17 protein-coding genes and 1 pseudogene are annotated in these 17532 nt (G+C 67.3%); 7 read left to right on the plus strand and 11 right to left on the minus strand.

The genetic code is table 11. The features are described from left to right. Positions 1-10: 10 nt before the first annotated feature. Together GT347_RS24860 and GT347_RS24865 are read right to left on the minus strand one after the other, a co-directional pair. Positions 11-895, minus strand: coding sequence for an IclR family transcriptional regulator (locus GT347_RS24860; RefSeq protein WP_160554744.1), 885 nt, complete (start codon positions 893-895; stop codon positions 11-13). Further along, entirely contained in the window at positions 892-1893 is a 1002-nt protein-coding gene (locus tag GT347_RS24865) for a dipeptidase (protein ID WP_160554745.1), read from the minus strand. The genes GT347_RS24860 and GT347_RS24865 overlap by 4 nt, the downstream gene beginning before the upstream one ends. Before the next feature lie 113 nt (positions 1894-2006). Between GT347_RS24865 and GT347_RS24870 the strand changes: the two genes are divergently transcribed. Both GT347_RS24870 and GT347_RS24875 read left to right on the plus strand, forming a co-directional pair. Continuing rightward, positions 2007-2981 carry a Bug family tripartite tricarboxylate transporter substrate binding protein gene (locus tag GT347_RS24870; protein WP_160554746.1) on the plus strand — a complete coding sequence of 325 codons (975 nt, stop codon included), beginning with the start codon at positions 2007-2009 and terminating at the stop codon, positions 2979-2981. 46 nt (positions 2982-3027) lie between these two features. Continuing rightward, positions 3028-4269 (plus strand): NAD(P)/FAD-dependent oxidoreductase, encoded by a 1242-nt coding sequence (locus GT347_RS24875; protein WP_229722492.1) that lies wholly within the window; start codon positions 3028-3030, stop codon positions 4267-4269. Positions 4270-4293: 24 nt separating this feature from the next. On the opposite strand, the gene GT347_RS24880 is transcribed toward GT347_RS24875, so the two are convergent. Beyond that, positions 4294-4584 carry a DUF1330 domain-containing protein gene (locus tag GT347_RS24880; protein WP_160554748.1) on the minus strand — a complete coding sequence of 97 codons (291 nt, stop codon included), beginning with the start codon at positions 4582-4584 and terminating at the stop codon, positions 4294-4296. Between the two features lie 177 nt (positions 4585-4761). Here GT347_RS24880 and GT347_RS24885 point away from each other — a divergent pair, with 177 nt between their 5' ends. Further along, positions 4762-6474 carry a CehA/McbA family metallohydrolase domain-containing protein gene (locus GT347_RS24885; RefSeq protein ID WP_229722493.1) on the plus strand — a complete coding sequence of 571 codons (1713 nt, stop codon included), beginning with the start codon at positions 4762-4764 and terminating at the stop codon, positions 6472-6474. Positions 6475-6506: 32 nt separating this feature from the next. On the opposite strand, the gene GT347_RS24890 is transcribed toward GT347_RS24885, so the two are convergent. The 4 genes from GT347_RS24890 to GT347_RS24905 all read right to left on the minus strand — a co-directional run bounded on the left by GT347_RS24890 (position 6507) and on the right by GT347_RS24905 (position 8541). Further along, positions 6507-6833 carry a hypothetical protein gene (locus tag GT347_RS24890; RefSeq protein ID WP_160554749.1) on the minus strand — a complete coding sequence of 109 codons (327 nt, stop codon included), beginning with the start codon at positions 6831-6833 and terminating at the stop codon, positions 6507-6509. Positions 6834-6877: 44 nt separating this feature from the next. Continuing rightward, positions 6878-7846, minus strand: a complete 969-nt coding sequence (locus tag GT347_RS24895) for a Bug family tripartite tricarboxylate transporter substrate binding protein (RefSeq protein WP_160554750.1) — start codon at positions 7844-7846, stop codon at positions 6878-6880. Between the two features lie 117 nt (positions 7847-7963). Next, the gene (locus GT347_RS24900) at positions 7964-8341 is read right to left on the minus strand and encodes a type II toxin-antitoxin system VapC family toxin (RefSeq protein WP_160554751.1); all 378 of its coding nucleotides are present in this window, start codon (positions 8339-8341) and stop codon (positions 7964-7966) included. Then, positions 8338-8541 carry a type II toxin-antitoxin system VapB family antitoxin gene (locus GT347_RS24905; RefSeq protein WP_160554752.1) on the minus strand — a complete coding sequence of 68 codons (204 nt, stop codon included), beginning with the start codon at positions 8539-8541 and terminating at the stop codon, positions 8338-8340. The genes GT347_RS24900 and GT347_RS24905 overlap by 4 nt, the downstream gene beginning before the upstream one ends. 396 nt (positions 8542-8937) lie before the next feature. On the opposite strand from GT347_RS24905, the gene GT347_RS28000 reads away from it, so the two are divergent. Further along, positions 8938-10902, plus strand: coding sequence for a methyl-accepting chemotaxis protein (locus GT347_RS28000; protein ID WP_160554753.1), 1965 nt, complete (start codon positions 8938-8940; stop codon positions 10900-10902). Between the two features lie 39 nt (positions 10903-10941). Here the strand turns inward: GT347_RS28000 and GT347_RS24920 are convergent, their stop codons facing one another. Further along, entirely contained in the window at positions 10942-11874 is a 933-nt protein-coding gene (locus tag GT347_RS24920; RefSeq protein WP_160554754.1) for an exopolyphosphatase, read from the minus strand. A 241-nt stretch (positions 11875-12115) separates the two neighbouring features. Here GT347_RS24920 and GT347_RS24925 point away from each other — a divergent pair, with 241 nt between their 5' ends. The 3 genes from GT347_RS24925 to GT347_RS24935 are packed head-to-tail and all read left to right on the plus strand — an operon-like array spanning position 12116 to position 13104. Further along, positions 12116-12577, plus strand: coding sequence for a mobile mystery protein A (locus tag GT347_RS24925; RefSeq protein WP_160554755.1), 462 nt, complete (start codon positions 12116-12118; stop codon positions 12575-12577). A 17-nt stretch (positions 12578-12594) separates the two neighbouring features. Next, positions 12595-12762, plus strand: coding sequence for a hypothetical protein (locus GT347_RS24930; protein WP_160554756.1), 168 nt, complete (start codon positions 12595-12597; stop codon positions 12760-12762). Between the two features lie 45 nt (positions 12763-12807). Further along, on the plus strand, positions 12808-13104 hold the full coding sequence (locus GT347_RS24935; RefSeq protein WP_160554757.1) for a hypothetical protein: 297 nt from the start codon (positions 12808-12810) through the stop codon (positions 13102-13104). Positions 13105-13131: 27 nt separating this feature from the next. On the opposite strand, the gene scpA is transcribed toward GT347_RS24935, so the two are convergent. The 3 genes and pseudogenes from scpA to GT347_RS24945 form a co-directional block, all read right to left on the minus strand. Next, entirely contained in the window at positions 13132-15330 is a 2199-nt protein-coding gene (gene scpA, locus GT347_RS24940) for a methylmalonyl-CoA mutase (protein WP_229722951.1), read from the minus strand. Between the two features lie 63 nt (positions 15331-15393). Then, a pseudogene (locus tag GT347_RS27745) lies at positions 15394-16200 on the minus strand (Pnap_2097 family protein); the annotation flags it as partial. Between the two features lie 14 nt (positions 16201-16214). Continuing rightward, the gene (locus GT347_RS24945) at positions 16215-17504 is read right to left on the minus strand and encodes an MSMEG_0569 family flavin-dependent oxidoreductase (protein WP_160554759.1); all 1290 of its coding nucleotides are present in this window, start codon (positions 17502-17504) and stop codon (positions 16215-16217) included. Between the last annotated feature and the right edge of the window lie 28 nt (positions 17505-17532).

Here is a 17532-nt window from a genome sequence, read left to right on the forward strand (position 1 = left end):
AAGGCCTTGTTTAGTTTCGATGCGTGCGCGGGCCGCTCACGGCGGCCAGCTTGCGGGAGATCTGGCGGGCGCACTGCAGCAGCGGCGGCAGCAGTTCCTGGCGCACCCGCTCCACCGTCCAGCGCGGAAAGGGCACGGCGATGTTGATGGCGCTGCGCACCTCGCCGTCATGGTCGGTCAGCGGCACGGCCAGCGAGATGTCGCCGATGAAGGCTTCCTGGTCGTTGATGACGAAGCCCTCGCGCCGGGCTGTCTCCAGCAGGGCCAGCAGGCCGGCCATGTCGGTCACCGTGTGTTCGGTCATGGCCTTGCGGCGGCCGGCCAGCACCGCGTGCACATCGTCCTTCGACATATTGGCCAGGATCGCCCGGCCAGCCGCGGTGCAGAAGGCGGGCAGGCGCGAGCCCACATGCAGGTCCACGCTGACCGGATGCGAGCTGGGGTAGCGCAGCACGTAGACGATGTCGCGGCCCTCCAGCTCCATCAGGTTGACGGTCTCCCGGCAGGCCTGGTTGAGTTCCTGCAGGAAGGGCTCGGCGATCTCGCGCACGATGTCCACCTGCAGCACGCTGTGGCCGAACTCCAGCAGACGGGGCGAGAGCTGGTAGGCGCGTGTCTGCGCATGCTGGCGCAGGTAGCCCAGCTTGCAGAGCGTGTGGGTGAGGCGCTGCGCGGCGCTCTTGTCCAGCCCGGAGAGCTGGGCCAGTTCGCCCAGGCTCAAGGCCCGCTGGGCCGCGCTCATGCATTCGAGCAGGTGGAAGCATTTGCCGACCGAGAGGATGAACAGCCGGTCGCCGGCGAATTCGGCCAGCAGGTCCTGCGGTGCCTCGGCCTGCGGTTCTGCCGTTTCGGGTGCCGTCCCGGTTGCTGCAGCCTTGCCGGATCCTCGGCTCATGCCCAGGCCTGGCCGAAGGCGCGCAGGAAGTTGCCGCCGGCCACGCCATCGACCTCGCTTGCCGAGAAGCCGGCCTGCTCCAGCGCCTGCAGGATCAGCGGGAAATCGCGCGGCGTGGGCGTTTCCTGCGGATAGCGGCCGACCAGCTTGTTGCCGAAGGCATTGATGAACACGCCGGCCGGGCCGGGATAGTTGCGGCTCAGCTCCAGGATGCGGTCGACCTCGCCGACATCCTGCACGCAGGCGAAATCGGTGCCTATGCCCACATGCTCGATGCCCACCAGATCGGCGATGTAGCGCACATGCTTGATGAAGTTGGCCAGCGTCGGCGGCGACTGCGGATCGCCGTTCCAGTTGAGGAAGCCGTGGATGCTGGTGCCGATGACACCGCCGGTGCGCGCCACCGCGCGGATGGCCTCGTCGCTCTTGTTGCGCACCCGCGCATCGACCGCCTTGGCGTTGGCATGCGTGAGGAACACCGGCCGGCTGCTGAGTTCGCAGGTCTCCAGCACGGTGCGTTCGGAGCAATGGCTCAGGTCGATGGCGATGCCCAGGCGGTTGAACTCCTGCACCACCTTGCGGCCGAAGCCGGTGAGGCCGCCGTTGCGTTCCTCGCTGCAGCCGTCGGCCACGAAATTGGCCTCGTTGTAGGTGAGCTGCGCCACCCGCAGGCCCAGGGCGTGGAAGCCGGTGATGCGGTCCAGCGAGCCCTCCAGCGGCCAGGTGTTCTGCCAACCCATGATCAGGCCGGTCTTGCCCTCGGCTTGGGCGGCGGCGATGTCTTCGGCCTTCTCCACCAGCTTCCAGCCGGAGGCCGGATCGTGCGCGATGCGGCGCCAGCGGCTCATCGCATCGAAGGCCGACTGCGCGCCCTCCAGATAGGGCGCGACGGTGATGTTGGCCGCCGTCACCCCGCCGCTGCGCAGCGGCTCCGGGTTGCCGTCGGCGTGGAAGACCAGGCCATCGATCACGATTCTGGAGGATGGGTTCTGCGGCATGCGGGGCTCCTGAAAATAGACAATCTATATTGCAATGCAATATGGCACATTGCAGAACAATATTATGTTGGCTATTCTCGATCGCACACAACGATTCTTTTCAGGGAGTAGTCATGTTCAAGCGTTTCACGGGATTGCTGGCCGCGGCCAGTCTGGTTCTGCTCAGCGGCGCGGCGCTGGCGGCGGATGTCTTTCCTTCCAGGACGGTGAATATCGTGGTCGCCTATCCGCCCGGCGGCAGCACCGACGTGGCGGCGCGGCTGCTGGCCCAGACCCTGGCCGCCAAGCTCGGCCAGCCCTTCGTGGTGGACAACCGCGCCGGTGCCGGCGGCATGATCGGCGCGGCCTACGTGGCGCATGCGGCGCCGGACGGCTACAGCCTGCTGTTCGGCTCCTCCGCCGAGCTCTCCCTCGCGCCGGTGGTCAAGAAGAACCTGCCGATCTCGGTGGAGCAAGACCTGCGCCCGGTCGCCATGGTGGCCAGCGTGCCCTTCGTGCTGGTGGCCAACAACAGCTTTCCGCCCAACAACGTGACCGAGCTGATCGCCTATGCCAAGGCCCATCCCAACGAAGTGAATTTCTCCTCCTTCGGCAACGGCACTTCCAGCCATCTGGCCGGCGAGCTGCTGAACCTGCAGGCCGGCATGCACATGATGCATGTGCCCTACAAGGGCAGTTCGCCGTCGCTCACCGACCTGATGGGCGGCCAGATCCAGGTGAGTTTCGACACCATCACCGCGGTGATGCCGCTGATCCAGGCCGGCAAGATCAAGCCCCTGGGCATCGCCACGCTGGCGCGCTCGCCGCTGCTGCCCCATGTGCCGACGGTCTCCGAAAGCGGCATGCCCGGCTTCGTCGGCGGCACCTGGTTCGGCCTGATGGCGCCCAAGGCCACGCCCGATGCGGTGGTCGCCACCATGACCCGCGAAGTCACCGCCGCCCTGAAGACCGGCAAGCTCGCCAACGAACTGATCGCCCGCGGGCTGGATCCGGCGCCGCGACCGGCCGGCGAACTCAACGACTTCATGAAGTCCGAGACCGCAAAATGGAAGCGTGTGGTGGATGCCATCGGCCTGCAGCCCGAGTGAGCCCCGAGCGGCGAAAGATAGAACCAGAAAGATGAGACAAACTGAAATGCGCACTGCCCTGGTGGTAGGCGCCGGCATCGTGGGCCTGACCGTGGCCAAGGCCCTGATGGATGGCGGACATGCGGTGCGCCTGGTGGATCCGTCCGCACCCGGCAGCGGGTGTTCCTCGGGCAATTCGGGCGCGCTGTCGTCCGGCTCGGTGGCGCCGCTGGCCATGCCCGGCCTGCTGCGCAGCACGCTGCCGATGCTGCTCGACCCGGCCGGCCCCCTGTATGTGCCGCTGCGCTACTGGCCTCGCGCCGCATCCTGGCTGTGGCAGTTCGGCCGCGCCGCGCAACCCCGGCGGGTGGCGGCGATCGCCGATGCCCTGCATGCCCTGCTCAGGGGTTCGGTCGATCACCATGCGGCGCTGGCACGCGAGGTCGGCTGCGCGGAACTGGTGCGGCGCACCGGGCAACTGCATCTTTATCCCGATGCACAAGCCGTGGGCAAGGACGCTGCCGGCTGGGCACTCAAGCAATCCCACGGCCTGCGGCTGGAGGCGCTCGATGCCGGCGCCATCGCCGAGCTGGAGCCCGCGGTGGACAACCGGGCCTACACCGCCGGCTATTACCTGCCCGACGAGGGCAGCGTGAGCGATCCGCTGCGCTACTGCCAGGCGATCGCCGCCTGGCTGCGCCAGCAGGGCGCCGTTTTCGAAACCGCCCGCATCGACCGGTTGCAGCGCCTGCCCCGGGGCTGGCAAGCCTCGGCCGGCGAGCGCGGCTGGTCGGCCGACCATGTGGTGATCTGCGCTGGCGCATGGTCCGCCGAGCTGCTGCGGACACTGCAGATCAAGGCCCCCCTTCAGACCCAGCGCGGCTACCACCTGCAGTACCCGGAGATCGACGGGCTGCTGTCGCGTGTCGTGGTGCTGGCCGACCGCAAGGTCTTCATCAATCCGATGCTGGGCGGGCTGCGCGTCGGCGGCACGGTGGAGATCGATGCGCTGGACGAGCCGCCCCATCTCGAAAGAGCCCGGCGCCTGGAGCAGCATCTGCAGGCCGGCCTGCGGGTGCCGCTGAAGCTGGGCCAGCCCAGCAGCTGGATGGGCCACCGGCCCTGCATGCCCGATTCGATGCCGGTGATCGGCGAGGTGCCCGGCCGGGCGGGGCTGTGGTGCGCCTTCGGCCATGGCCACCTGGGGCTGACGGGATCGGTCAATACCGCGAGATGGATCGCCGACGCCGTGGCCGGCAAGCCGCTGGATGCGGCGGCGCGGCATTTCTCGGTCGCGCGCTTCGCCTGAGGCGCGCGGCCGCCTTCGGCGCTTTCAGAGGCCTTCGATGATGCGGATCTCGCGGTCCGCGCCGTCGCCCAGGGCGCGCAGCGCTTCCTGATAGGCCGGGCTGTCGTGGGCCGCGACGGCCTGCTCGACGCTGTCGAATTCCAGCAGCACGGTGCGCTGCACCAGGCCCAGCTCGAACACCTTGGCGGGTTCGCCGCGGGCGAGGAAACGTCCGCCGTTGCTCGTCAGGGCCGGACCGGCCAGCTTGGCGTAGGCGGCCATCTTCTCCGGGTCCTTGACTGCTCGGTATGCGCTGATCCAGTAGGCTTTCGACATGGTTTCAATCGTCTCGCTGTGAGGGTTTGAGAGGCTCTGTGAGGTGAGCCGACATTATGGGTGGGGTGTCCGGCGCATCGAACGGACTTGTTCGGGTCATGGCCCTTACACAAGGTATCGGCAGACTGTGGTGTGTAACTGAACCGATACCGAAGTCCTCCGCATATACCCTCGACCATGACCCCGAACGTCCAGCATCCATCCGCCACTTCGTTTCGTCCCACCACCACCGCACTGCTGTGCAACCTGCTCTTCGGCAGCCTGCTGCTGGCCGGCTGCGGCGGCAGCAACGATCCCATCGTCGTCAGCGACGCCAAGCCCGTGACGCCGGTCGTTCCGGTGGTCGTGCCGCCGACCGTCGTGCCCCCGGTCGTGGTCTCGAACGAACGCTGGACCGTCGGCGACCTGCATGTGCACACCTTCCAGTCCGACGACACCCAGCAGACCACCACGCTGGACCAGGTTCTGGCCAAGGCCTTCACCACCTACGGACTGGATTGGGCGGCCATCTCCGACCACCTGCGCGTATCGAACTACGACAACAACGGCAACCGCCTGCCCGCCGCCATTCCCTTCTCGAAGGGCATGGCCGACTACCAGGTGCCGCGCATCAAGGCGCTGCAGGCCGCAGGCACCTATGCCGACAAGACCATCTTCGCCGCCTTCGAATGGGACATGCCCACGCATGACCACGCCAACATCGGCATCCTGACCGACACCCCCATGTCGGCGGCCGCCCTCAAGGCCGCCAACCAGTTCGAATACCTGTTCACCAACCGCGCGGCCAGCGACTTCCTGCCCGCCGACGTGGCCGCCTGGAACGCCGCCGACACGAAGGCCTTCAGCACGCATGCGGACGCGATGGCCGCCATTGCCTGGCTCAAGAAGAACTATCCCGAGACCAGCTACATGCAGATCAACCATCCCTCGCGCAACCTGGGCAGCTACACCATCGCCCAGCTGCGCGAGATGAACGATCTGGCCCCGCGCATCATGTTCAGCATCGAAGGCATGGTGGGCAACCAGATGGAGCCCGACCGCGGCGGCTACACCCAGGCCTCGGCCACCACGCCCAACCCGGTGGCGCTGACCTACGGCGGCGTGGATTACCTGGTCGCCACCCTGGGCGGCACCTGGGACGCGCTGCTCTCGGAAGGCCGCCACATCTGGAACGTGGCCGACTCCGACTACCACTTCAAGACCAACGGCGCCAACAGCAGCGGCTACTCGCCCGGCGAATACGCCAAGAACCACCTCTGGGGCGAGATCAAGGACCCGAAATCCCTGCTGGCCGCCATGCGCGGCGGCAAGGTGTACGGCACCTACGGCGACCTGATCAGCGCGCTCGACTTCCGCGTGACCAGCAGCGCCGGCACCGGCGAGATGGGCTCGGACATGACCGCCAAGCTCAACGAAACGCTGACCGTGACCGTGCGCTTCAAGTCGCCCGACCGCAACAACTACGAGTTCCAGGTCGGCAGCGGCGTGCCCGCCAACCTCAAGCCGCAGGTCGACCACATCGACATCATCGCGGGCAACATCACCGGGCTGGAAGTGGCGGGCACCGCCGGCTACTCGCGCGCCACCAATCCCTCGACCCGTGTGGTCAAGCGCCTCACCGCATCGGACTGGAAGCTCGACGCCGACGGCTACTACGCCGCCAGCTACACCATGCCGGCCACCACCAGCACCTACTTCCGCCTGCGCGGCACCAACCAGGGCGTGAACGTGGCCGGCGAGACCTCCAACGGCGAACCGCTGGCTGACGTGAGCATCAAGGCCAGCGTGGTGACGGATGCCGCCACCCGTTTCAATGCGATCAACGCACGCAACTACAGCGATCTCTGGTTCTATTCGAACCCGGTGTTCGTGAAGGTCGGCGGGGCCTGAGCGCGCTGGCGGCCGGCGAGCAGGGCGCCAGCCTAAGACTCCGGCCGGCGGGCCTCGTCGGCGTCGAAATCCTTGACGGAGCTGATCTGGCTGCGGTCGCGGATGCTGAGCATCAGCGGCCCGGAGTAGGGCTCCGCGAATGTGTAGGTGAGGTAGTCGCGGCCGCCTTGCAGTTCCTCCCGTCCCTCGGTCGTCACCAGCAGGAGATGGGCGCCCCGATTGAGGTGCCGGTACTTGAAGGAGCGCAGGTTCCTGAAGATGCAGCGCGCCTTGCCTCCGTCCGTGTGATGCGGAAAGAAGATTCCGCCGTCCAGGAAGAAGGCGCCGTCTGAAAGAAGGAATGTTTCCAGATCGATCATGGGCCGATTCTGGGATCCGGCCGCACCGGCTGGAAGCCCCCGGTCTAGTCGATTGAGATATTGGCGGCCTTCACCACCGAGCCCCAGCGCTGCTGCTCGGCCAGCACGAACTTCGCCAGGTGTTCCGGCCCCTGCACATCGGGCACGGCGGCCTGCAGGCGGTAGGTGTCCTGCACGGCAGGGTCCTTCATGGCATCGGCCACCAGCCGGGCCAGGTTGCGGGTGATCTCGGCCGGCGTGCCGGCCGGCGCGTGGAAGGCGAACCAGTTGCCGACCGACTGGTCCACGCCCAACTCGCGCAAGGTGGGAACCGCCGGCATCAGTTCCAGCCGTTTGTCCGCGGCCACGCCCAGCAGCTTGACCCGGCCGGCCTTGGCCGCGGCATCGGCGCCGCCGGCCGTCAGCAGCATGGTGTCCACATGGCCGCCTTCCACCGCCAGCAGGCCGGGCGACTGGCCCTGGAAAGCGACATGGTTCAGCTCGATGCCCAGCGCGCGCGAGAGCAGCTCCATGCCGATGTGCGAGGTGCTGCCCTGGCCCCAGGAGGCATAACTCAGCCCGCCGGGCTTGGCCTTGGCCGCGGCGATGAAGGCGTTCAGGTTGACGATGTCCGGCCGCGAAGGCCCGGCGATCAGGGCGAAGGGCACGCGGGCGAAGAGGGTGATCGGCACGAAGCTCCTGGTCGCTTCGTAGGTCAGGGTCTTGTAGATGAACGGTGCCAGGGCGTGCGTGTCGGCGTTGGACATCAGCAGCGTCAGGCCGTCCGGCGCCGCGTTCGCCACCGCCTGCGAGCCGATGCGGCCGCCGGCACCGGGCCGGTTGTCCACCACGAAGGACTGTCCGCTGGCCCTGGACATGGTGTTGCAGATCGCGCGTGTCAGCACGTCTGCCGCTGCGCCGGCGTTCCAGGGCACGACGACTCTCACAGTCCTGGCCTGCGCGCGGGACAGGGTGGGGGCACCGGCCGCCAGGGCGGCGAGGGCGGTCAGGGTGCTGCGGCGGGAGAGAGGCATGGCTGGGCTTTCGGAGGGTTGGATGGGGTCGTCCGCTGTCGGTCACTTCGAGTGACAACGGATGACCGTCATACAATCCTACATATTCGCCCTGCGAAACCCGCTAGGGAAATCCCGTCAGTGAAGCGCGGGGCGGTGGAGCACCTGGAAGCGCTCGGCCAGGGCCGCAAGACGCCGGTCCAGGGTCCACAGGCTGGCACCTGCGGTCATCAGCGTGGAGCTCAGCAGCATCAGATCGATCAAGCCGCAGCCGCGGCCGAACAGTTCTTCGCGCTCCGTGAAGGCAATCACCTCGGCCAGGGTCGCCTGATGCGGCGACTGCAGTGAGCCCAGGTCCTGCAAGGTTCTTCTGCGGTCTGGCGGGGTCCCGCAAGCAATTTCTCCCAGCACCATCGGGTGCACCAGCACCTGGTCCGTGGCCAGGAGGTCAATCAACCCGTCCTGAGGTGCGCGGAAATGCGCGACCCATACGGATGTATCCACCAAGACCGTCATGGCACAGAGTCGTCACGGCGGCGCGGCGGCTCCGCCATGTCCGGAGCTTTCCCCCCGAGCGCGGCAAGGCGTTTGCCAGCCTGAACACGGACGAAGGTCTTGACGGCCTCTCTGAAGAGATCCGCCTTGTCCATCGCGGGATCCGCCACCTCCATCGCTTTCTCGTAGAGAGCGTCGTCGATCGTCACGGTGGTTCGCATCTCGGTCCTCCATCAAAACGAGCATCATTTTGCATCAGGCGGAGATCGCCATGCGGGTCTCGTTGGCGTTGAAGGTGGCCAGGGCTTCGACAGGGCGCCGCTTCAGGACGTGGATGACGATATGGGTGTCGAGCAGATAACGCAGCATCAGAGCGGCTCCCGCTCCGATTGGTGCTGGCTGGCGCGCTCCTGCAGAAAGTCGTCGCTGACAACGGGGCCTTCCATCAAGCGCACCACCTGCCCGACTCCGGATCCAGCCAGTGGTTTTTCTGCTGAGCCCCGGCACGCCCTGTGGTTTCTCCCTCGTTCGATTCACCCGGGCACGTATGCTTTTCCGCGCCATATCCGGCGTATTGCCTGCCCCACGAGCCTTACCGAACCCACATAACCATAAGCATGAAATTTTCCGATCTGGATCTCAGCACCAAATTGCCGGTCGTCGTATTTCTGGTCGTCAGCGTGGTATTCGCCGGCTTTGTGATCGGCATCAGCCATTCGGTTTCCGAAATGGTCAACCACCGGGCCAATGTGGAAGTCGGCGAAAAGACCAAACTGGTGGTGGACCTGCTGGACGCACTCGACAAGGACCGGCGCGAGAGAACCGGCGAACTGGCCAGATCCTTGCAGGGGAAACTGGCCGGCAGCTTCGAATTGGAGAATCCGCCTGCGCAAGCCGACGGTACTGCGCTGCCTTCTTTGAAACTCGACGGCCGGCCCATCGATACCGACCTCGAACTGGTGGACCGCTTCACCGCCGACACCGGCGCCGTGGCGACGGTATTCGCCCGGCGCGGCGATGATTTCGTGCGTGTGGTGACCTCGCTCAAGAACGACAAGGGCCAGCGCTCCGTCGGTTCGCTGCTGGCGCGCGATCACCCGGCCTACAAGGCCATATTGGATGGCAAGGCCTTCATCGGGTTCGCGACGCTGTTCAATCGCCAATACATCACCCAATACGACCCTATCCGCGATGCGCGCGGCGCGCTCATCGGAATCTCCTTCGTCGGGCTGGATATCTCCGGCTATATCAAGCAGCTGAAATCCACCGTCACCAGCCTGAAAGTCGGCAAGACCGGCTATTTCTACATCCTGGACGCCAGGCCCGGCGCGACCCTGGGCACCGTGGTTGCCCACCCGGATGCCGAGGGCAAGAATCTCCTGGAAGCTAAGGACGCCGACGGCCGTGCCTACGTGCAGGAGATCTTCGAGCGCCGCAACGGCACGCTGCGCTACCGCGCGCTGGATCCGGCGGGCGGTGCGCGCGAGCGCGTCGTGTCCTTCAGCTCTTTCGGCAGTTGGCAATGGGTGATCGCCGGCGGCGCCTATGCGGACGAGTTCACCGAGGAAGTGCGCCAGCTGCGCAACCTCTATGCCCTGCTCGGCGTCGCCCTGGTGCTGCTGATGACGGGGCTGGTGTACTGGCTGATCCGCCGCCTGGTCATCCGCCCGCTCGGGCAGGCCAGCCAGGCGGCGCAGGCGTTGGCGCAAGGCGACCTGAGCATCGATGTGCGCATCGAGCGCCAGGACGAGATCGGCCGCCTGCTCGCCTCCATCAACCAGATCGGGCGCGGCCTGACGGATGTCGTCAGCACCGTGCGCCAGGGCTCCGAAGGCGTGGCTACGGCCAGCGCCCAGATCGCCCAGGGCAACCAGGACTTGTCCGCCCGCACCGAGTCGCAGGCCGGCACGCTGCAGCAGACGGCGGCCAGCATGGAAGAGCTCGGCACCACCGTCAAACAAAATGCCGACAACGCCCGCCAGGCCAACCAGCTCGCCCTCAGCGCCAGCACCGTGGCCGTGCAGGGCGGCGAAGCGGTGGCGCAAGTCGTGCAGACCATGCAGGGCATCCAGGATGCGTCGCGCAAGATCACCGACATCATCAGCGTGATCGACGGCATCGCCTTCCAGACCAATATCCTGGCCCTCAACGCCGCCGTGGAAGCGGCCCGCGCGGGCGAGCAGGGCCGAGGTTTCGCGGTGGTGGCGGCCGAGGTGCGTGGCCTGGCGGCACGTTCGGCGACCGCGGCCAAGGAGATCAAGACCCTGATCGACGACAGCGTGGCGCGTGTGGAACAAGGCAGCACGCTGGTGGACCGGGCCGGCGCCACCATGCAGGAGGTGGTGAGCGCGATCCGCCGCGTCACCGACATCATGGGCGAGATCAGCAACGCCAGCAGCGAGCAGAGCCTGGGTGTCAGCCAGGTCGGCAGCGCGGTCACGCAGATGGATCAGGCCACGCAGCAGAACGCTGCGCTGGTCGAGGAGATGGCCGCAGCGGCGGACAGCCTGAAGACCCAGGCGCAGGCGCTGGTGAGTACGGTGGCGGTGTTCAAGCTGAGCCGGCAGCACGCCACGGCCTGAGCCGCGGCCGAGGATGTCCGGCGGCGGTTCGCAGCCGCCTCAGCCGTCCTGGTTGATCTGCTTCGTCAGCTCCGCCAGCACCTGCGAGGCCCGGTCGTTCTCCACCTGGCAGGTGCCCGCGTTTTCATGCCCGCCGCCGCCGTACTGCAGCATCAGCGCGCCGATATTGGTTTTGGAACTGCGGTTGAGGATGGACTTGCCCGTGGCGAATACCGTGTTCTGCTGCTTCAGGCCCCAGAGCACATGGATGGAGATATTCGTCTCGGGATACAGGGCGTAGATCATGAAGCGGTTGCCCGCGTAGATCGTTTCTTCCTGGCGCAGGTCCAGCACCACCAGATTGCCGGTCACGGTGGAACAGCGGCGCAGCTGTTCGTTGAATTTCTCGCGGTGTTCGAAATACATGGTCGAGCGTTCGACCACGTCCGGCAGCTGCATGATCTCGTCGATTCCCAGCCGGGCGCAGGCATCGATCAAATCCATCATCAGCTGGTAATTCGAGATGCGGAAATCCCGGAAACGGCCCAGGCCGGTGCGTGAATCCATCAGGTAATTCAGCAAGACCCAGCCCTGCGGATCGAGTATTTCCTCGCGCGTGAAACGGGCCGCGTCGGCCTTGTCCACCGCGGCCATCATGCCTTCCCAGGCTGGTGGGAAAACCTGCTCGCCGCCGAAATGCCGGTAAACCACCCGCGCCGCGGACGGCGCGCTGGCATCGATCACGTAATTGGCCGTGCCGTCGCCATTGCGGGCGAGTTCGGAGGAATGGTGGTCGAACACCATGTGGGCGCCGGGCACATAAGGCAGGTTGGTGGTGATGTCCCTCGGGCCGATCTCGATTTTCCCGTCCTGCATGTCCTTGGGGTGCACGAACTTGATGTCGTCGATCATGTCCAGGTGCTTGAGCAGGACGGCGCAGACCAGGCCGTCGAAATCGCTGCGGGTGACCAGTCGGTATTTGGGGGGTGCCATACGCTTTCTTTCTCGCCAGGGTGATTGCCGGCATGTCGGCGGGTCATACATGGACTCGCGTGCATCCAAGCATACCTTTGAAGATCGAAGTGGTGATCCAATGCTTGGAGCACCGGCCTCGGTTCGTCGTCCGCAGATGGTGAACACCGCTTTAAGCTTCTTCTTGGCGAAGCAAAAAATCCTAAAATGCTGCCCTATTGGCTATCATTCGCCTCGACATAAATAGCCTATAGGCCAGCAAATGTCTCCCGAACTCAAGCAACTCCGCCTGGATCAGCTGCAAGCCAGCGTGTCCCCCTACGCCCCGCTGGTCGCCCGCAAACCGCCTGCTCGCGGCTGGCTCAAGCTGGTGCGGGAATCACTCGGCCTGACCGAACGTCAGCAAGCGCAGCGCCTGGGCATCACCGGCCCGACACTGCACAAGTCCGAGCAGGCCGAATCGGAAGACCGCATCTCGCTCGGCCAGTTGCGCAAGCTCGCCGATGGCCTGGACTGCGAACTCGTCTATGCCCTGGTGCCCAGGCGTCCGTTGACCGAGGTGGTCCACGAGCGCGCGCGCGCCATCGCGCTGGAAGAAGTCGGCGGCGTGGCGCACACCATGGGCCTGGAGGACCAGCGGCCCACCGATGCGCGCATCGCGCGGCAGGTGGAGCGCCGGGCGGAGGAGTTGCTGCGTGGCCGGTGGTCGGTGTTGTGGCGCTAGACCTGGATTCGCGGCTGATGGCCGACGTGATTCTGCGGGGCATGGGCCAGCCGGCGTTTTCCTGGGGCGGGGGAGGGGGCCGGCTGGCCAGTGCCAACGACCAGGCCCGCAAACGCTATCTGGCGGGCCTGCGGGCGGCCGATCAGGGCGACTACGGCCTGCTGCTGGCCTTTGTGCGGAGTTGAAGCGCCAGCCGGAGCAGAATGCCCCGACACAGCAACTCATGGGAAATGGCGATGGCATACGCGGTGGAAGCTGTCCAGTGGGCGCCGGATCGAACAGTGAAGTCGGTGCGGTGGCACAGCTTCGAATACGTGGACGGAGAGCTGGAGAAAGGCGATTCGGTGGTCAGCAGCATCGCCGCCGTGGCGGTCGCGGCATCGCGGGGCCATGACCTGTACCTGTGCTATCACGGCGCCGTGGGCCGCAAGATCGAAGTGGTCGATCTTCCCGACGGGCGCAAGACCCTGGTGGATCTGCCCGTCGGCGACCAGGCCCAGGCCCTGGCGGATCTGCCGCAGTTCTGATCGAGCCGCCGCGCGCGGTTCGGAGCATCACCCTGCCGGGGACTGCGGCGGTGCGCTGGCGTCAGGTGTCTTCAGGATCTGATCCAGCACATCCTTCGCGCTGCTCGGTATGCTGGTTCCAGGACCGTAGATGCCCCGCACGCCAGCCTCGAACAGAAACGCATGGTCTTCCGGCGGAACGATGCCGCCGACGAATACGACGATGTGATGCGCCCCCAGGTCCTTCAGTGCCTGGATGAGCGCTGGAACCAGCGTGCGATGGCCCGCCGCCAGGCTGCTGATGCCGACGGCATGGACCTCGTGCTCGATGGCCTGCCGGGCGCATTCGTCGGCGGTCTGGAAGAGCGGTGCCGTCACCACCTCGAAGCCCAGGTCCGAGAACGCGCTGGCCACCACCCTGGCGCCCCGGTCGTGTCCGTCCTGTCCGAGCTTGGCGATCATCAATCGGGGGAGGCGGCTTCTTGCTGTTTCGAAGGCCAGGACTTCACCCCGGAGCTTCTCCCAGTCCTCGGCCGACTCGAAGGCCTCGGCGTAGACACCGCTGACCTGCGGGCTGTCGGCATGGTGGCGACCGTAGACCAGCTCCAGCGCGTCGGACACCTCGCCCACCGTCGCCCGGGCGCGCATGGCGTCGATGGTCAGCGCCAGGAGGTTGCCCTCTCCGGAACGGGCGGCATCGCTCAGGGCGTCCAGCGTGGCAGCCACCGCAGCGCCGTCGCGCCGCGAACGGACCTGCCGCAGCGACACGATCTGATCCGCCAGCACCGCCTGGTTGTCGATCGACCGGTGATCGATGCGGGTCTCGCCCGGCGACCGGTACTTGTTGACCCCCACCACCACATCCCGGCCGGAGTCGATACGAGCCTGCTTGCCCAATGCCGCGGCCTCGATCTGCATCTTGGCCCAGCCGCTTTCCGCCACCGCCGCCATGCCGCCGCGCCGGTCGATCTCCTCGATGGTCTTCCACGCGGCCTCGGCCATGTCGTGGGTGAGTTTCTCCATCGCGTGGCTGCCGGCCCAGGGGTCGATGACGCCGGGGATGCCGGTCTCTTCCTGCAGGATCAGCTGGGTGGCCCGTGCGATCCGGGCGCTGGCCTCGGTCGGCAGCGCGATGGCCTCGTCCAGCGCGTTGGTGTGCAGGCTCTGGGTGCCGCCAAAGGCCGCGGCCATGGCCTCGATGGTGGTGCGCACCACGTTGTTGTGCGGATCCTGCGCGGTCAGCGAGCAGCCCGAGGTCTGGCAGTGCATGCGCAGCATCAGGCTGCGTTCGTTGCTCGCGCCCAAGCCCCGCATGATCCGGCACCAGAGCAGGCGGGCCGCGCGCAGCTTGGCGATCTCCAGGTAGAAATCCATGCCCACGCCGAAGAAGAAGGACAGCCGGCCCGCGAAGCCATCCACGTCCAGGCCGCGCGCCATGGCGGTCTGCACGTACTGGCGCCCGTTGGCCAGGGTGAAGGCCAGCTCCAGCGCGGGGCCGGCCCCGGCCTCCTGCAGGTGGTAGCCGCAGACGCTGATCGAGTTGAAGCTCGGCATGTGCGCCGCCGCGTGGGCCATGACGTCGCCCACGATGCGCATCGACGGCCCGGGCGGGTAGATGTAGGTGTTGCGGACCATGAACTCCTTGAGGATGTCGTTCTGGATGGTCCCCCTCAGCCGCGCCTGCGGCACGCCCTGTTCCTCCGCCGCCACCACGTAGGCGGCCAGCACCGGCAGCACGGCGCCGTTCATGGTCATGGAGACACTGGTGCCGCCGAGCGCAATGCCGTCGAACAGGGCCTTCATGTCCTCCACGCTGTCGATGGCCACGCCCGCCTTGCCGACCTCGCCGGCCACCCGCGCATGGTCGCTGTCGTAGCCGCGCTGGGTCGCCAGGTCGAAGGCCACACTCACGCCCTGGGCGCCGCTGTGCAGGGCTTCGCGGTAGAAGGCGTTGGACTCACGGGCGGTCGAGAAACCGGCGTACTGGCGGATGGTCCAGGGCCGGGTGGTGTACATGGTGGGCTGGGGTCCACGCACGAAGGGAGCAAAGCCGGGCAGGGTGTCTTTGGCGGGCAGCGCGGCGGTGTCGGCCGCGGTGTAGAGCGGCTGGACCACGATGCCTTCGGGTGTGATGCGGTTCAGGGCTGACAGATCGCCGCCCGGTGCCGCGGCAGTGGCGGCGCGGCGCCAGGCATCGAGGTCGGCAGGCGCGGCCTCTGCGACACCACTGGCCGCGCGAGCCGACACGGTGGTGCGCACCCGCGCGAGCGTGCGGCCGTGGCGGGGGCAGCGGATCTCCACTTCCAGGCAGGTCCCGGCCTCGGCCGCGCTGCTGCCGCGCCAGACGATTTCCACCTCGTGGCCCACGTCGAGGTTGCCCAGGTACAGGCATTCACGTTCGACCACGCGGTCCTGCGCGCCCAGCAGTTGCCACGAGAAAAGCGCCCGATCGGCCCAGGCCGTGAAGGTCGCGAAATAGACGAGGCCGGCGCCGTTGAAATCCCCACGCGGGCAGGACATCAGCCGCAGCGACTGCGCTCCCGCCGCAGGCGCGGCCTGCGCGGCGACGGCAGTGCGCCACTCGCGTGCCCGGTCGGCCAGCGCCCGGGCCGCGGCGGGCTCGGCATGTGTGCCCGCATCGCGCATCGGCACCCGGCGCACCGAACGGTTGGAGCCGTCCTCGCCGCGTCCCACGAACACCGACAGCATTTCCAGCTGCCCGATCTCGCCCTCGCCGGTGCTCAGCCGGTGCCGGCTCCAGGCCTGCGAACGGCCCAGCGGACTCAGCTGACTCCTCAGGCCGAGCCGCTGGCCTTCCCGCACCTCGCCCAGCCGTGCCGACCGCAGCCGCACGATGCCGAAGGCCGCGTACACCCGCTGCCCGGCCGGGTCGGTCCACAACTCGGCCGGCCGGCCCAGGCTGGCCGCCAGGCCGCGCCAGTGCAGCTCGCCGCAGGTCTTCTGCAGCCAGGTTTCGGAGAGCCCGCAGCCGTCGAGCTGCGGCATGCCCAGGGTGACGGAACTACGCGCCGTCCAGGGGCGAGGCCGGGGCGGGGCGGCCGGCTCATCCGCCAGCGCGGGCTCCACCCAGGACGAGGTCAGCGTTCGGTCATCCATGGCGGCGGTGGTCCTCAGGCCGGCGAGGCTTCGGCTTCCCGCACCGAGGCCAGCTCCCGCTGCAGGGCCATCCGGTGCTGCGCGATCTGGCTGGCGATGAAGGCCGCGTCGTCGGCCACGCCGGAGAAGCGTCCCGAACCCCAGGTGTGCAGCCAGGGCAGGCCGATGAAGAACAGCCCCGGCACCTGGGTCACGCCGCGCCGGTGCACCGGATGGCCCTGGCCGTTGAAGACCGGTGCGTCCAGCCAGCGGAAATCCGGCGCGAAGCCTATGCACCAGATCACCGACGTGATGCCGGAATCGGCCAGCGACAGCGTCTCCCGCTCGCCCTCGGGCGACCACACCGGCTGGTAGACGGAGGCCTCGCCGGCCTGGATGCCCTGCTCGGCGATGTACTTGTCGATGGCCGCGTTGATGCCGTTGTAGGTGCGGTCGGCGCTGTCCAGCGCGGCGGCCAGCGAGGGCCGGAAACGCAGGGTGTCGCCCTCCAGCGCTTCGAGCTGGCCGTAGAGCTGCATGCCTTCGAGGGCGAAGCGGCGCAGGTCGATGTCGCGTCCGCCGTCGCGGCCGGTGACGTAGTGGTTGGTGTTGTCGCGCACGCCTTCGCGCAGCGGATGCTGGTCCACCGGCATGCGGTAGTAGCCCATGTCGGCCAGCCAGTCGACCACGTCCCGGCCGCGGTAGAAGCGGGCGCAGCGCGGCGCGTCGCCCACGGCCAGCACCACCTCGCGGCCGGCCAGGTGCAGGTCCTCGGCGATCTGCGAGCCGCTCTGGCCCGAGCCCACCACCAGCACCTTGCCCGGCGGCAGCTGCGCGGCATTGCGGTAGTCGGCCGAGTGGATCTGCGCCACCGACGCGGGCAGGCGCTCGGCCAGGCGCGGGACGATGGGCAGGTGGTAGCCGCCGGAGGCCACCACCACCTGCTCGGCCAGGCATTCGCCCTCGCTGCTGCGGATGCGGAACAGCCCGCCTTCCTGGCGGATGCCCTGCACCGCCACGCCTTCGTGCAGGGGCGGCGCGACCCGGGCGCGGAAGCCGTCGAGGTAGTCGGCGATCTGCTCCTTCTTCATGAAGCCGTGCGGATCGTCGCCGGCATAGGGATGGCCGGGCAGGGCGCATTGCCAGTTGGGGGTGACCAGGCAGAAGTTGTCCCAGCGCTGGCTGCGCCAGCTGTGCATGGCGCTGTGTTTCTCGAAGACCGCATGGTCCAGGCCCTGCTGGCGCAGGAAATGGCTGACCGACAGGCCGGCCTGGCCGCCGCCGACGATGACGACGCTGTATTGAGGGATGCTGGATGGGCTCATGGGAAAACTCCTTGGATGGAATGCCGGG

It is taken from the genome of Xylophilus rhododendri, from assembly GCF_009906855.1.
GTDB lineage: Bacteria > Pseudomonadota > Gammaproteobacteria > Burkholderiales > Burkholderiaceae_C > Xylophilus > Xylophilus rhododendri.